This window comes from Thermochromatium tepidum ATCC 43061 (assembly GCF_009664085.1).
GTDB lineage: Bacteria > Pseudomonadota > Gammaproteobacteria > Chromatiales > Chromatiaceae > Thermochromatium > Thermochromatium tepidum.
Genome location: NZ_CP039268.1, coordinates 2,482,703 through 2,498,696, shown reverse-complemented (window position 1 = coordinate 2,498,696; position 15,994 = coordinate 2,482,703). Strand labels below are relative to the sequence as shown.

Below are 15,994 nucleotides of genomic sequence, written 5' to 3'. Positions count from 1 at the left end.
CTCGGGATCACCGATGACCTGCATGCTAGCTTCCACTGAACAACCCAAATCCTGTCTGCTCGTGATCGGCATGCACCGCGCGGGCACCAGCGCCGTCGCTGAGCTCCTGGGGCGGGTCGGTTTTTACCTCGGTCGGGATCTGATCGAGGCGAACGCCTGGAATCCGCGCGGTTATTTCGAGTCGCAATCCGTCATCGACTTGAACGATGCCTTGCTCGCGAGCGGTGACGCGCACTGGCATAGCCTGTTTCACGAGCTGCCTGCGACCGAGACCCTGATCGAATATGCCCGACCTCGCTTCCAAGGGCTCTTGTCCCAGGTATTTGGGGATGCCCCGAGGATTGCCATCAAGGATCCCCGTCTGTGTCGATTGCTTCCGGTGTGGCAGGCCCTGCTCAAGGAGGCCGGTTATCGTCTCGGCTATCTGGTGATGGTGCGCGACCCACTCGCCTGCGCCGATTCATTGGCGCGCCGCGACGGTTTCGATCCGCTCAAGGGGTTATGGCTATGGGGGCTGCATCTCTTCGAGGCGCTCGGGGCCGTGGATCCGAATGAATCCATCCTGGTGCACTATGAAGATCTCATCGCCGCCCCTGGGCATGAGATCGCGCGCTTAGTCGATTGGCTTGAGTCCAGGGCCTGGATCGACGCCCCCCCGCCCGATCTGTCGTCGTCCGACCTGATCGATCCCAGTCTCTCGCACGCGCTCGATCTCGACACCCGGATCCCCGAGGCCCGGGATCGCATCCCGGCGTTCGTAGCCGCACTCCATCGTCTCTTGCGTACGCCAGATGGACTGAAGCATCTGGCCGAACGTCTGCCTGAGATCGCGCATCAGCTCACATTGGATCGACAGCGCGATCTGCCGTGGCTGCTTGACCTGGTCGAACGGGAGGCTTTGCATCTGCGCAAAGGACTGGCGCTGCGCGAACGGGAGATCGACACAGCCCGCCAGAACATCGACGACCTCCAGCGTCAGCTCGAGGTCTCCCGGGACTCGCATCGGTGTCTAGAGATCGAGCTCGACACAGCCCGCCAGACTGTCGTCTCACTCCAGTCCAGGGTCGAGGAACTAGCGACCCGGCTCGAGGACTGTCAGCGGGCATTGGCCGCATACACCCTGCCTGCTCAGGTGCGTTTTTTCCTCGAGACCCCGCGCTGGGGACTGGGGTTGGCCGGTTCCATCCGTTTATCTGGCTGGTGTCTCCATCCGCAGCAGGCGATCGAGTCGCTGCACCTTGAGATCGATGGTTTCAAGGTCCCCTGTGACTATGGTCACGCCCGTCCAGACGTGCACGCCGCCCATGCCTTGATCGAACATGGTGCGAACGCTGGCTTCTGCGTCCAGGTCAATCTGACCCCGGGCCATTATCGGCTGCGTATCTTGGCCCAGCTGGCCGATGGCCATATCGAGTCGGTCGAGGCGAGGGGCCTGCTTATCTTGCCCGATCTGGGCCTCAAGTCGGTGTTCATCCCAGGTTTGAGGCGCGCGCTGAGTTTCACCGGTTTCGCCTGGAACGCCGCGCGCACCTGGTATCGCAATCATCGGCGCCTTCCGCATCCGGCAGAGCTACCGCAGCTGATCCAACTCGCCTTCCGGGTCCATCAGGCCCAACTGCGATCGCAGACCTTAGCGCTTGCGCCGCCCGTCGGCTTCAGATGTCCATCCCCGGTCGATCCCTATGAGGCTTGGATTGCAGTCAACGGACTCACCGCCGCTGACCTCGCCTGCTACCAACGCCGGATGGCAGAGCGGCCCAAGGAGGACTGGCCGCGTCTCTCGGTGGTCATGCCGGTCTATGACCCGCCGCGGGAACTGTTCGAGGCCGCGATCGACTCGGTCCGCACCCAGATCTATCCACACTGGGAGCTGTGTATCGCCGATGATGCCAGTACCCAGCCCTGGGTGCGCGAACGTCTGCGCGAATTGGCAGCGGAGGATCCACGCATCCGGATCGTGCTGAGGACGACCAATGGTCACATCAGCCGCTGCACCAATAGCGCCGCCGAGCTGGCGACTGGCTCCCATCTCTGTCTGCTCGATCAAGACGATCTACTCGCCCCCGAGGCGCTCATGGAGGTCGCGCTTGCCCTGATCGATCAGCCCGACACCGATCTACTGTATTCCGATGACGACAAGATCGACCTCGAGGGTCGGCGCTACGACCCGCAGTTTAAGCCAGACTGGAGCCCCGAACTCTTGCTCCACTACATGTATTTCAGCCATCTCTTCGTCATCCGGCGCGAGCTCTTCAGCGCGCTCGGCGGACTGCGGGTCGGTTTCGAAGGGGCCCAGGACTATGACCTCGCATTGCGTGCCAGCGAGCAGGTGCGCTCGGTGCGTCACATCCCGCGCATCCTCTACCACTGGCGGGCCCTACCGGGCTCCACAGCCACGAGCGGCAATGCCAAACCGGCCAGCTTCGAGGCCGGTGAGCGTGCGCTCAACGAGGCCTTTCGCCGACGTGGGCTAGCGGCCACGGCCTATCGACCACTCTGGGCCAAACACGGCGGGCTCGGGATCTACTGGCATCGCTTCCCGGACACGGGCCCCAGCGTCACCATCCTCATCCCCAGTCGCAACAATGGGCGTATCCTCAAGCGCTGTCTCGATTCACTCGCCCGCACCAGCTATCGCAACCATCAGATCCTGGTCATCGACAATGGGAGCGACGACCCCGAGACCCGGCGCTATCTCGCTGGAATCCAACACCCCGTACTTTCGATCCCGAACGGTCCAGAGGGCTTCAACTTCGCGGCCATCAACAATCAGGCCGCGCGTCAGGTCACCAGCGACTATCTGCTGTTCCTCAATGATGACACCGAGGTGATCGCACCCGACTGGCTCAGCCAGATGATGGGCTATGCGCGTCTCGAAGGCGTCGGGGCGGTCGGGGCACGTCTGCTCTTCCCCAATGGGACCATCCAGCATGCAGGCATCGTGCACGGCTACTACGATGGTCTGGCCGGACCGGCCTTCAGGAATCATCCGCGCTGGCATCATGGCTATCTCTCCTTTGCCATGGTCGGGCGCAACTATTCGGCCGTGACCGCGGCCTGCCTGCTGACACCACGCGCACTCTTCGAGTCGCTTGGCGGTTTCGACGAGAAGGCGTTCGCCGTGGCCTACAACGATGTGGATTACGGTTATCGCCTGATCGCCGCTGGGTATCGTTGTGTCTATGCCCCAGGCGCCGAGCTCTACCATCACGAGGGCCATTCGCGTGGGCTGGGTCTGGATGACCCCTCTGAGGTCCTGAACTTCCGTGAACGCTATCGCGACTATCGCGACCCCTACTACAGCCCGCATCTGTCGCTTGAAGACGAAGGGTTCCGGATCGCCGCGCGCCGCCTGCCTCGGGGATCGGCGCGCCGACCGATCCGTGCGCTCCTGTGTGCCTTCACGCTCAATCACGAGGGCGCGCCCTACAGTCAGTACGAGCTCACGTTGGCGCTCAAGGAGGCCGGCGTCCTGGAGCCGATCGTCTATTCGCCCTCCGATGGACCGCTGCGTGCGCGCTATGAAGAGGCCGGTATCCAGGTCCTGGTCCAGCCCCATCCGCTGCTAGGTGTCTTTGACCTCCAGGCCTATGAGGCGGCCATCGGGCGCTTCGCCGAACTGGCCGCGTCGCTCGGGGTCGATCTCATCTATGCCAATACACTCCAGACCTTTTATGCCATCGCCGCTGCCCGGCGTCTGGGCAAGCCCAGCCTCTGGAACGTGCGCGAGAGCGAACCCTGGCAGACCTATTTCGACTTCCTCGCCCCGTCGCTGGCCGTCGAGGCCCTTGGCTGCTTTACTGAGCCCTACCGCGTCATCTTCGTCGCCGAGAGCACGCGGCGCCAGTTCGAGCCGCTCAACAGCCGCAACAACTTCTCGGTGATCCACAACGGGCTCAATCTGGCACGTTTTGAGGGTGTGCTCCAGGAGGGATCGAGGCAGGAGGCGCGCCGTCGGCTCGGGGTCGCCGATCAGGAGTTCGTCGTCCTGCTGCTCGGCACGGTCTGCGAGCGCAAGGGGCAGCTCGATCTGGTCCAGGCCTGCGCCCATCTGCCGCCCGAGGCGATAGCACGGTTGCGTGTCTTCATCGTCGGCGACCGGCCGAGCGACTACAGCCTCAGGCTGCATCGCGCCCGCGAGGGATTGGCGCCCGAGCGGCGCGAGCGCATCCACATCATCGCCGAGGTCGATCAGCCGGCACTCTATTACGCGGCGGCCGATTGTTTCGTCTGCACCTCGCGCATCGAGAGCTATCCGCGCGTCATCCTCGAGGCCATGGCCTTCGAGCTACCGATCATTTCGGCGCCGACCTATGGTGTCGTCGAACAGGTGCGCGAGGGCATCAATGCCGACTTCTATCCGGCCGGGCAGCCGCGCGTCCTGGCCGAGCGGCTGCGGGCGTTGCTGGACGACCAAGAGCGTCTGGCGCGCTACAGGCGCAATGCGCCCCTGGTCCTGCGCTCACTCACCCAATTCGACGAGATGGTGGCCGCCTATGCCCGATTGTTCGAAGAGGCCGCGGAGTTGTCCGAAAACCAACGGGTTGGCGGTTAGCTTGAAATGTTAGCTGGCCAGGCTGAAGCAACAGGGCGCGCTGGACGCTTTCAGCGCATCCAAATCCTGCGCGCGCTCGCCGCGGGCGCCGTATTGCTTTACCACACGCTCCATTATGTTGGCGAGGCGACCGGCCTGGGGCCGGTCGGTCGCCCCTGGTTCGTCCTGGCCTGGGGCGTACAACTCTTTTTTGTCATCTCTGGGTTCGTACTGAGCCATGTATTACTCAGGAGTCGGCCAAATCAATTTCTGATCCATCGTGTTCTCAGGATTTATCCCATCTACTGGATGACCGTCGTGCTCGTCGCTTTTGTGCCACTACTCGGGGGTGCAGCACAGAGCGATCAGTGGCTCGACCCAGGGGTTCTCTTATTGTTGCCTATTGGACCTGCGATCTATCCGATCGGTGTCGAATGGACGCTGATCTACGAGGTCTTTTTCTACGCGCTCCTCTTCCTGCTGGCCTGGTTTGGCGCACCCTGGATCACCGAAGGGATCATGCTCGTCTGGATTTTTGCGATCTGGGGCGCCGACCGGATCCTGCCCAGTGTTTGGACGAGTTTTACGCCGGAGCTATCTCAAATCCTGTTCTCGGGCTTCAATCTGCCATTCATCGCGGGCGTTCTGACCTATGGTGTCTATCGTCGCGGTGGGCGCATGCCAGTCGGTATCGCTACGATGTTAGGCCTTCTGTGTCTGGTGTTGGCTTACACAACGCCAAAGACCGAGTATCAGCTCGCCTGGCAGGCACTTGGTTTTGCCTGTTGGGTACTGGCGGCGGTCAGCGCTAAACCGGTCCAACCAAGCAATCTCCCGCAGCAGGTGCTAGTGCGCTTGGGGGATGCCTCCTACGGGCTCTATCTCATGCACGTCCCAGTGATAACAGGTGCCATCGTCATCCTCGGTCCGTGGCTGCCGAATCCCGCCGTGCTCGCTTTCGTGGCGTTGTCGCTGGCGCTCGCGCTGGGGGGGCTGTGGGGGGCCTTTGATGTCTGGTTGTACCGTCGGCTTAAATCACGCGTCGACGACTCTTGGTTCAAGGCACTTAAACCGCGCCACTGAGGCGGGCTGGTGAGTCTGCAATGTGCGGCATCTATGGTCTGATCGGCTATCCTTGCCATCGTGCTGGGCGCCTGCTCGATGTCATCGGCGCCTCCATGCACCTGCGCGGTCCGCATGGCGAGGGTCGTCATCTCGAGCCGGGCATCGCCCTGGGCATGCGCCGGCTCGCCATCATCGATCTCGAGCACGGCTGGCAGCCGCTCAAGGCCCGCGACGGCCAGGTGGTCTGTTTCCAGAACGGTGAGATCTACAATCATCGCGAACTCAGACGCGCGCTCCAGGCGCTCGGTGCACGCTTCCAGACCGCCAGCGACACCGAGGTGCTGGCGCACGGCTACGCGCACTGGGGGATCGATGGACTGCTCGCCCGTCTCGACGGTATGTATGCACTCGCCATCCTCGACCGCGATCGGCGCGAGCTGATCCTGGCGCGCGACCGCTTCGGTGAAAAACCGCTCTTCTTCACCCAGGTCGGCCCCGTCTTCGCCTACAGCTCCGACCTGCTCACCCTGGCCGCCCTGCCTGGTCAGGATCAGGGCCTGGATCCGCTGGCGCTCGAGCGCTATCTTGCCCTGCATTTTGCGCCCGGACGGCGGACGATCTTCAGCACCATCCAGCGCGTCCTGCCCGGCGAGCTGTTGCGCATCCGGCTCGACGATCCCGCCATCGTCGAACGTCGGCGTTATTTCGTCCAATCGCTCGGCCCCTCGCGAAACATCACGGACGATACCCTGGCCGAATGCATCGAGAAGGCCGTCACCAGCCGTCTCATCGCCGACGTCCCGGTCGGGGTCTTCCTCTCGGGCGGGCTCGACAGCTCGATCGTCGCCGCCGTCGCCGCCCGCGCCCAGCCTGCCATCGATACCTTCTCGATGGGTTTCACCAGCGCCAGGCACGACGAGAGCCCCTTTGCGCGCGCCGTCGCCCAGCACATCGGCTCCAGACACCATCACTTCGAGTTTCGGGGCGATGATTTCATCGAACTCTTGCCCCAGGTCGCGCGCGCGCTCGATGAGCCGGTCGGCGATCAGGCCATGTTGCCGCTTTATTGGCTCTGCCGCGAGGCTGCCGCTCATGTCAACGTGGTCCTAGCCGGGGAGGGCGCCGATGAGATCTTCGCCGGCTATGGCTACTACCAAGCCTTCGCACCTGGACCCGGACTCGCTGGAATCCTGCGTCGTCTACTGTCGCGCCACCCCCGGCATCCGGATCTGAAGCGGCTCATCCGCAATCGGCATCCGGCCACCCCGTCCGGCTTTCCGTTGCTGACCGATATGGCCGGGCGTCAGGCGCTCCTGGAGCCCGAATGGCGGGATCAGGCCCTGGACGACTGGGAGTCCCGGCTCCTGGACTGGCTGGAGACGGCCCAGGATCCGCTCCAGCGCGCGACCGCCGCCGATCTCGCGACCTGGCTCCCGGACGACCTGCTGGTCAAGTTCGACCGCATGTCCATGGCCCATAGCCTGGAAGGTCGCGCCCCCTTTCTCGCCCCGGCCTTGGTCGATGCCGCGCTCCACCTGCCCGCTCGCCGGCGCCAAACCGGTGCCGAGAGCAAGGTCGCGCTGCGCCGGGTCGCGCGCCGCTGGCTGCCGCCTGAGATCCTGAAGCGTCGCAAGCAGGGATTCGTGCTGCCCATGCGTCAGTGGCTGGGGCAATGGTTCAACCGGCATGGCGCCCTGTCTGACTATCTCGATCAACGGAGACTGCCGGGGCTGTGCAAGACCGCACTCGCCGAGCGGCTCGCTGATGAACACGCGCGCGGATTTCCGAATGAGCGCCTAGTCTTCGCGCTGGTCCTGCTCCTGGAATGGCACCGGAGTGCCAACGCCCGGATTGGCCTGCTCAGGCGTGATTATGATCTAGACTAAGCGCATGGAGTCGGACGAATCGGTCGTCCAAACTCCGTATTCAATCTGTGCAGCCCCTCCAAGGGCTACCCTGTGCCGATGGATGTCTGTGCAGGCCTCGATCTCAAAGGAGCCGCTCTCATGAATGCATCCGATTTCGCATCTCGAACGCGAGCCTGCCTGCCTCGATGGTTTCCGGTCATGGTCGCGCTGGTCCTCGTCCTCGGCTGGTCCTTGGTCGCGTCGGCGGCCGGAACATCCGGAGGCACCACCCATCAAGAATCGTCATCCGTGGAGCCATCGGGCACTTGGTGGGGCGGGGCGAGCGATCAAGACACTGACTGGGACGAGCCGTCATGGCCATCCGAGCGCCCGGTCGGGGCGCCCGGGCGGGTCGATACCTTCACCGCGCCCAGCGTGGGTCTGCGTCCGGCGACCCTGGAGCGGCTGCGTGCTGGACGTGAGGTCGAGCTGATCGTCGAATACGTCGCACCGAACCTGCCGGCCAACGCCGACGACACGACGATCCGCCGCGGTCAGCGTCTCACCAAGGCCGATGTGCTCCACGAGATGCAGGTCTTCGATATCGAGGAGGTCCAGGACTACAGCCACTTGCCCCTGAATGTGCTGCGGGTCCGTTCGCTCCAGGCCCTCGAGGCCCTGCGTCACGACCCCCGCGTCAAGGCCGTGCACGAGGTCGGCGTCAAGTCTCTCCAGCTCAACCAGAGTCTGCCGCTGATCGAGCAGCCCACTGCCTATGGACTGGGGGCGACCGGTAGCGGCACCACGGTGGCGGTGCTCGATACCGGCGTGGACTACACCAGATCCGCCTTTGGCTCCTGTACTGCGCCGGGCGGTTCCTGCAAGGTGGTCTATGCCCTTGACTTCCCGACCGACGACGGGAGCCGAGACGACGATGGGCACGGCACCAATGTCGCCGGCATCGTGCTGGGTGTCGCACCCCAGGCCAGGATCGCGGCCCTGGATGTCTTCGGGGCGGGTGGCACGGCCTTGGATAGCGACATCCTCGCGGCGCTCAATTGGTCCATCGCCAACCGCGCCACCTACAACATCGTGGCCGTCAATCTCAGTCTGGGCGGTGACCAGAAATACACCGCCCCCTGTAGCGGGTCGAGCTATGAAGCGGCCTTTTCGAGCCTGCGCTCGGCCGGCATCTTCATTGCGGTCGCCTCGGGCAATGAGGGTTACACCGATGGCCTCTCGAGCCCCGCCTGCGTTCCGGGCGCCGTCTCCGTGGGCGCCGTCTATGATTCGAATGTCGGTGGGATCACTTGGAGTGGTTGCACCGACACTGTCACGTCCGCCGACAAGGTCACCTGTTTCTCCAATTCGGCCAGTTTCATCAGCCTGCTCGCCCCGGGCGCGCTCATCGAGGCCGCCGGCTTAGAGCAGGGCGGCACATCCCAGGCCTCGCCCCATGTCGCCGGTGCCGCAGCGGCGCTCAAAAGCCTCTGTTCGCCCGCCACACCCAACGACATCCTCTCCGCGCTCCAGGTCAGCGGCAAATCCGTGACGGACTGGCGTAACGGCATCACCAAGCCGCGCATCGATGTCGCCGCCGCCGCCCAGCGTCTCACCAGCACCCTCAACTGCAGCGGCGGCGGGACCGCAAAGCCCGACCTGATCGTCACCACCGTCAGCAGCCCGACGACGGGCACGGCCGGTGGCAGCATCACGGCCGCGTCGACGGTCAGCAACCAGGGCACGGCGGCGGCCGGCGCCTTCCGACTCGGCTATTACCTCTCCGCCGACGGCAGCATCACCATCAATGATGTCGACACTACCTGGGGCTGCGACGTCTCCTCGCTGGCGCCCGGCGCGACCTTCACCTGTTCAGGGACCGTGGGTATCCCGGCGACCCTGACCACGGGCAGCTATTATCTGGGTGCCTACGCCGACAATAAGGGCGAGGTCTCCGAGGGCAACGAGGGCAACAATGGTCTGGCCGCCTCGAACCCCATCGCCATCACGGGCACCGGGGGTGGCCAACCGAGCGCCGAGGACTATTATCGCAAGGTGAATGCCTATTTTTTGGGGGTCCTCGGGCGCACGGCCACCGACGCTGAGCTGGCCCAGTGGGGCGCTGTGCTGCGCGACAACAAAGGCAGCGTCTGGAGGCCCACAGGGGCTGGGCTTCAGACGTATCTCAGCGGTCTGATGGGCTGGGGCACCGCCCCGCTCGACCGCGCCACGGCGAGCTCTCGGGTGGATGAGGTGTTCATAAACCTCTTTGGCTCATCCTCCGACCTCGACCCGCGGATCCTCGATTACTACATCGAGGCCCTGGTGAGCGGCTCGGTGCGTGAGCGCGGTCTGGTCAATGCGATCCTCAACGACCTGGCGATCATGCCCAAGGTCGATGGGACCTATGGTCAGCCTACGGGCTGGACGGGTGGGGCCGCGATTCGGGACCTGTTGACCGCAGAGCAGTTTGCCCAGTATCGGGCACGGGTTGAGGATTTTTGAAGTGCCGAAAACCGCTATGAAACAACTTGAGTTTAGGTTTTTACTGAGACGCTGATTTCCCTCAACCCCAAGTCTCTCCACCAATGGAGAGGGGGTTATTCAGAGCTTCATTATGGAGAGGTGGACCATGATCGAACGATTCTTGGCCTTGATGTTGGTATTGATCGTGGCCTTCCCCGTGGCTGGGGTAGGGTCGGAGGTCCGGCTATTCGCGGATGCCCAGGCGCCTGAGGTGGCGATTCCGGATCAGGCCGCCGAGCTGGTGTGGCGTCAGCGGCTCGTTCAGGTCCGGATCGAGGCCCTGCCGCTGGAACCCGGCGGCGAGGTCGTGCTCGATCTCTTCGACGACCGGACCCTGTGGCTCGTCTGCGACGAGATCGGCGACGAGCGGCTCGGCAGCCGCTCCTGGTGGGGACATGGCGCGGACGAAGAGGGGGTCAGCGCCCATCTGGCCGTGGGCGAGACCACGCTCTCGGGCACCATCCGAACCCCGGCTGCCGTCTTCCAGATCCGTCCGTTCGATGACGACTGGCACATCGTGCGTGAGCTTACTTCCCGTGCCGAACCTCCCGGTGCCGAACCTTTGTTTGCCGAGCACACCCCTGCCGCTGAACTGCGACCTGCGACCGTCTTGGCCTTCGAGACCGAGACTGCGCGCCTCACCAACAACGAACGCCGGATGAACGGCCTGTCCTCACTGGCCTGGAACGACCGTCTGTGGTCCTCGGCACGCGGACACTCGACCGACATGGCCACCAACGACTATTTCAGCCACACCGGACTCGATGGTCGCACCCATGGCGATCGCATGACCGCTGCCGGCTATCAGTGGAACTCTGCCTTAGAAAACATCGCAGCCGGACAGAGCTCGCCTACCGCTGTCGTCGATGCCTGGATGAACAGCCCCGGGCACCGCGCCAATATCTTAAACACCGTCGTCTGTGATCTGGGCGTAGGCTATGCCTATAACGCCAGCAGCACCTATGGGGACTACTGGACCCAAAACTTCGGGCGTCAGGCCGGTGTCTCGACCTGTCCCCCCGTCCCCCCCGATGATGACCAACCGACCGCCGAGTCCTACTATCGCAAGGTGAATGCCTATTTCTTGGGGGTCCTCGGGCGCACGGCCACCGACGCTGAGCTGGCCCAGTGGGGCGCTGTGCTGCGCGACAACAAAGGCAGCGTCTGGAGGCCCACAGGGGCTGGGCTTCAGACGTATCTCAGCGGTCTGATGGGCTGGGGCACCGCCCCGCTCGACCGCGCCACGGCGAGCTCTCGGGTGGATGAGGTGTTCATAAACCTCTTTGGCGCATCCTCCGACCTCGACCCGCGGATCCTCGATTACTACATCGAGGCCCTGGTGAGCGGCTCGGTGCGTGAGCGCGGTCTGGTCAATGCCATCCTCAACGACCTGGCGATCATGCCCAAGGTCGATGGGACCTATGGTCAGCCTACGGGCTGGACGGGTGGGGCCGCGATTCGGGACCTGTTGACCGCAGAGCAGTTGGCCCGCTATCGGGCACGGCTCGAGTGAGCAGGACGCCCCGATGGGTTTGATTCCAAACCAGATGCTCGCCGCCCGGCGACGGCTCAGTGAGCGTTATCTCACCGGGCGGGGGATCGAGATCGGCGCCTTGCACGCCCCCTTGCACGTCGGGCCGGCGGTCGAGGAGATCCGCTATGTCGATCGACTCTCGCCCGAGCAGCTGCGCCGTCAGTATCCGGAGCTAGACGGCTGCGACCTCGTCGAGGTGGACATCATCGATGATGGCGAGCGCCTGACCCAGATTGCCCCCGGCGAGCTCGACTTCATCATCGCCAACCACATGCTCGAACACTGCGAAAACCCGCTCGGTGCCATGCGCACCCATCTCGCCAAGCTCAGGCCAGGAGGCATGATCTATTACGCAGTCCCGGACAAGAGATACTGCTTCGACGCCGCGCGCCCGCTCACCCCCTTCGAGCATCTCGTCCGCGACGACCAACACGGGCCTGAGGTCTCGCGCCGGGCCCACTTCGCCGAATGGGTGAGATACGTCAACCAGATCCTCGATCCGGTCGAGGCCGAGCGGCAACTGGAGCGGTTGCTCGAGATCGATTACAGCATCCACTTCCATGTCTGGGACGGCGATTCGTTCCAGACCTTTTTGAGCGAGGCGCGGCTGTATTTGAGCGGCGCCTTTCGGCTCTGTGAGTTCCAACGCAACGACACCGAGATCATCGCCATCCTCCAGTCCGTCCCTCAACCCCGGCTGGATTGATCTCGGGGCTGAAGCAAACGATGGAAACACCGAATCAATCGCGGCTCAAGCCGCTCCCACACCATCAATGGTTTGTAGGACTGACTTTGGCCGCGAATGGGATCGATCAGCGTCTCACTCGACGGATGTCAGAGGATCTTTCAAAGCTGAACCCAGCCATGCGCCTCTTCGGATTCCTTGGACTTTTCATCCTGACGAGTCTCCCGGCCCAGGCCGCCACCCCCCAAGTGGCCGCGGGTGAAAGCCACTCGCTCGCCCTACATAGCGACGGCACGGTCTATGCCTGGGGCAGCAATACCCGTGGCCAGCTCGGCAACGGCCAGTCCGGATCAGGTCTGCTGAGCGCGTTGCCGGTCCAGGTCCAGGGTCTCACCGACGTCATCGCCATTGCCGCGCGCGCCGACCACAGCCTGGCCTTGAAAGCCGATGGCACCCTCTGGGCCTGGGGGGCCAATACCGATGGCCAGCTCGGTGACGGATCCCAGATTGACCGCGCCACCCCGGTTCAGGTCCAGGGGCTGACCGGGATCAAGGCGATCGCCGCCGGTTGGAGGCACAATCTCGCGGTCGCTGACAATGGGCGACTGTGGGTCTGGGGCGCCAACGACGGTGGGCGTTTCGGCAACGGAAGCCCGGGCTGGGGCGAGGTGTCCAGTGTCCCGACCCTGGTGCCCGGTCTGAGTGGCGTGGTCGCCGCCGCGGCCGGCTATGCCCAGAGCTTTGCGATCAAGGACGACGGCACCCTCTGGGCCTGGGGCGACAATTCTCAGGGTCTGCTCGGTCTCGGGACTCAGGGTTCCATCGAGACCTTTCCGGTGCAGGTCACCAGTCTGCGCACGGTGAGCCGGATCGCCACCCATACGAACCATGTCCTCGCCTTCGCCCAGGGCCGCGACAGTAAAGTCTTTACGCTCTGGGCCTGGGGTTCCGACAACGAATTTGGTCAGTTCGGCAATGGCACCACCACCCCCAGCCCGAGCCCGGTCTCCGTGCTCAACCTGCCGAGCGCCGAGCCGACCGCGCTCGGGCTCGGCTGGCGGCACAGTATCGTCCGGCTGGCCGATGGCCAGGTCTGGACCTGGGGCAACAACTGGTACGGTCAGCTCGGGCTCGGTGAGGCCGGCAGTTCCCAGGTCGAGGTGCCGACCCGGGTAGACATGGAGAGCTATACCTCGGCGATGCCCCAGACCATCGCCGCCGGCGGGGATCACAATCTCCTCGTAAGCGAGGGCGGTCTCGTGTGGGCCTGGGGTCTGGGTCGCGTTGGACAACTCGGGCAGGGTCAGGACAACCTCGTCTCCATCGGCAACCCGGTACGGGTGCGCGATCCCGGCGGCACGGGTTTTTTGAGCCTACTGCCGGCGCCGGCCGTCCTGAGCCTGAAGGTCGCAGGTTCCGGGCGGGTGCGTGATGCAAGCGGCACCCTCGACTGTCCGGACGTCTGTCAGGCGGCGTTCCCCATCGGTACCCAGGTCCAGCTGACCGCCATCCCGGATGCCGGTTGGAAGTTTGCCGGTTGGGGTGGCGGCTGCACCGGCGACCAAGACTGCATCCTGACCCTGACGCAATCGGTCGAGGTCACCGCCAACTTCACCCAAGCCGCCAACCGCTACCAGCTCGACACCCCGATCAACGGCAACTTCGAGAGCGGGATCGGCGTGGTCCACGGCTGGGTGTGTGAGGCCCAGCGGGTCAGCCTCAGGGTCGATGACCGCACCCCCTTGGGCGCCGCCTATGGGGCTGAACGTCCCGACAGTCAGGTCATCTGTGGGGATAGGGACAACGGCTTTGCCGCCGCCATCAACTGGTCCGAATACGGCGATGGCGACCATACCCTCACCCTGCTCGCCGATGACCAGCCGCTCACCGAGGCTCGAGTCAGGGTCACCACCCTGGGCGCGAGCTTCCTCACCGGGCTGAGTGCAACCACCTGGGTCACGAACTTCCCGAAATCAGGTCTGACCACGCCCCTGGTGTGGTCCGAGCCGCATCAAAACTTCGTCGTCAGCCAGGCCGCGATCACGACCTCTGACTTTTCAGACTGGGCGAGCAGTGCCACGGTGGCCGGTCACTGGGAGAGCCCATTGCCTGGCGGGGTCGAGAGCGGCCAGGCACTCATCCGCGGCTGGGCCTGCACCGCAAGCACGGTCGAGGCCGAACTCGATGGGGTGCGGCTCGCGCTGCCCTACGGCAGCGAGCGCGCGGATACGCTCGGTGTCTGCGGCGACAGCGACAACGGCTATGCCCGTGCCATCGACTGGACCGAGTATGCCGATGGAGCGCATCAGATCCAGTTGTTCCTCGATGGCGCCCTGGTCGAGACCCGCCACTTCCAGGTCGCCACCCCCGCCGGCCAGGGCCGCATCACCGGCGTGCAGCGTCTGCACTCGGTGTCTGATTTCCCGCGTCTGGGCGACAGTGTCACGCTGCAATGGTCCGAACCCCATCAAAACTTCCGGATCGTCTCCTATGCCTCGGCTGGCCACACGGCCGAGTCCTACTACCGCAAGGTGAATGCCTATTTCTTGGGGGTCCTCGGGCGCACGGCCACCGACGCTGAGCTGGCCCAGTGGGGCGCTGTGCTGCGCGACAACAAAGGCAGCGTCTGGAGGCCCACAGGGGCTGGGCTTCAGACGTATCTCAGCGATCAGATGGGCTGGGGCACCGCCCCGCTCGACCGCGCCACGGCGAGCTCTCGGGTGGATGAGGTGTTCATAAACCTCTTTGGCTCATCCTCCGACCTCGACCCGCGGATCCTCGATTACTACATCGAGGCCCTGGTGAGCGGCTCGGTGCGTGAGCGCGGTCTGGTCAATGCCATCCTCAACGACCTGGCGATCATGCCCAAGGCCGACGGGACCTATGGTCAGCCCACGGGCTGGACGGGCGGGGCCGCGATTCGGGACCTGTTGACCGAAGAGCAGTTGGCCCGCTATCGGGCACGGATCGAGTGAGCAGCGCCGCTCGCCCGAAGCAGGTCCAGATACAGTGCGCCCAGTTCGGTCGCGATGAATGCCTGGCTGGCGGGATCCAGTTCGCGGACCCCGCGGCCCAGGCCCTCACCATGGATGCCCGAGGTCCGGTCGATCTTGGGGTCCTCTAGCCCGCGTCCGCGCGCCGGGTCGGTCAGACCCTGGATGAGGCTGTCGTCCGGTTCGAGACCGAGCCAGGCGAGCAAGGCCTCCAGGGTCGGCCCCGGGCGTTTGACCAGGGCCTCGTAGCTCAGGACAGAGGCCCGCTCCGGGGCGCGCTCGCGGAACTGGAGTGCCGCCTCTGCATTGGCGCGCCAGAGCGCCACCTGTTCTGCCAGCCCGGGCGGCAGGCTCTTTTCAAACCCCATCTCGCGCACCGAGGCCAGGGTGTCGAGCGGGTCTCGGACCAGATGGACATAGACGAAGTTTGACCCCAGCGCCTGTTCCCAATACGGCAGATAGCGCGCATTCTCGGGGTCTTTGTCGGCCCAGCGGCGTTTGCCGAGGCGCTCGGCGGCGCGGGTGCGAAGCTCGGCATAGGCGCGCCCCCAGATGGCGAGGCGTTCGGACTCGGCGAGCGGCAGCGCCCGGCAGGTGTTGGAGAAACGCAGATGGCCGTAGGGGTCGTCGCGATATTCGCCCAAGAGGTCGCGCATGAACTTGAGCTCCGGCGGGCAGTGGACCTCGGGGTGGGCATCGAGCAGGCGCCGCAGCAGGGTGGTGCCGGAGCGATAGAAGCCGCCGATGAGGATCGGGGGGGGCGTCTCGCGTTTAGGCGCAGATCGACGCCACACGTTGCGGATCGCCACC

The 15,994-nt window shown here is 64.5% G+C and carries 8 protein-coding genes; 7 read left to right on the top strand and 1 reads right to left on the bottom strand.

The annotated features are described in order from the left end of the window. Positions 1-22 precede the first annotated feature (22 nt). The 7 genes from E6P07_RS11520 to E6P07_RS11490 all read left to right on the top strand — a co-directional run bounded on the left by E6P07_RS11520 (position 23) and on the right by E6P07_RS11490 (position 15,166). Positions 23-4,555, top strand: a complete 4,533-nt coding sequence (locus E6P07_RS11520; protein ID WP_162008639.1) for a glycosyltransferase — start codon at positions 23-25, stop codon at positions 4,553-4,555. Between the two features lie 6 nt (positions 4,556-4,561). Continuing rightward, positions 4,562-5,617, top strand: a complete 1,056-nt coding sequence (locus tag E6P07_RS11515; RefSeq protein ID WP_153975741.1) for an acyltransferase family protein — start codon at positions 4,562-4,564, stop codon at positions 5,615-5,617. Between the two features lie 20 nt (positions 5,618-5,637). Further along, positions 5,638-7,485, top strand: coding sequence for an asparagine synthase (glutamine-hydrolyzing) (gene asnB, locus E6P07_RS11510; protein ID WP_153975740.1), 1,848 nt, complete (start codon positions 5,638-5,640; stop codon positions 7,483-7,485). A gap of 180 nt (positions 7,486-7,665) precedes the next feature. Further along, the gene (locus E6P07_RS11505) at positions 7,666-9,951 is read left to right on the top strand and encodes a S8 family peptidase (RefSeq protein ID WP_162008638.1); all 2,286 of its coding nucleotides are present in this window, start codon (positions 7,666-7,668) and stop codon (positions 9,949-9,951) included. 127 nt (positions 9,952-10,078) lie between these two features. Then, positions 10,079-11,485, top strand: a complete 1,407-nt coding sequence (locus E6P07_RS13760; RefSeq protein WP_211363114.1) for a CAP domain-containing protein — start codon at positions 10,079-10,081, stop codon at positions 11,483-11,485. Positions 11,486-11,498: 13 nt separating this feature from the next. Beyond that, positions 11,499-12,212, top strand: coding sequence for a methyltransferase domain-containing protein (locus E6P07_RS11495; RefSeq protein ID WP_153975738.1), 714 nt, complete (start codon positions 11,499-11,501; stop codon positions 12,210-12,212). Between the two features lie 158 nt (positions 12,213-12,370). Continuing rightward, positions 12,371-15,166, top strand: a complete 2,796-nt coding sequence (locus tag E6P07_RS11490) for an RCC1 domain-containing protein (RefSeq protein ID WP_162008637.1) — start codon at positions 12,371-12,373, stop codon at positions 15,164-15,166. Here the strand turns inward: E6P07_RS11490 and E6P07_RS11485 are convergent. Next, complete coding sequence (locus E6P07_RS11485) at positions 15,145-15,993, bottom strand: sulfotransferase family protein (RefSeq protein WP_162008636.1); 849 nt, start codon at positions 15,991-15,993, stop codon at positions 15,145-15,147. The genes E6P07_RS11490 and E6P07_RS11485 overlap by 22 nt on opposite strands. Between the last annotated feature and the right edge of the window lies 1 nt (position 15,994).

Coding starts and splice junctions, on each gene's coding strand:
- E6P07_RS11490 (WP_162008637.1), top strand. CDS start 12,371: ATGCGCCTCTTCGGATTCCTTGGACTTTTCATCCTGACGAGTCTCCCG.
- E6P07_RS11495 (WP_153975738.1), top strand. CDS start 11,499: ATGGGTTTGATTCCAAACCAGATGCTCGCCGCCCGGCGACGGCTCAGT.
- E6P07_RS11515 (WP_153975741.1), top strand. CDS start 4,562: ATGTTAGCTGGCCAGGCTGAAGCAACAGGGCGCGCTGGACGCTTTCAG.
- E6P07_RS11505 (WP_162008638.1), top strand. CDS start 7,666: ATGGTCGCGCTGGTCCTCGTCCTCGGCTGGTCCTTGGTCGCGTCGGCG.
- asnB (WP_153975740.1), top strand. CDS start 5,638: ATGTGCGGCATCTATGGTCTGATCGGCTATCCTTGCCATCGTGCTGGG.
- E6P07_RS11520 (WP_162008639.1), top strand. CDS start 23: ATGCTAGCTTCCACTGAACAACCCAAATCCTGTCTGCTCGTGATCGGC.
- E6P07_RS13760 (WP_211363114.1), top strand. CDS start 10,079: ATGATCGAACGATTCTTGGCCTTGATGTTGGTATTGATCGTGGCCTTC.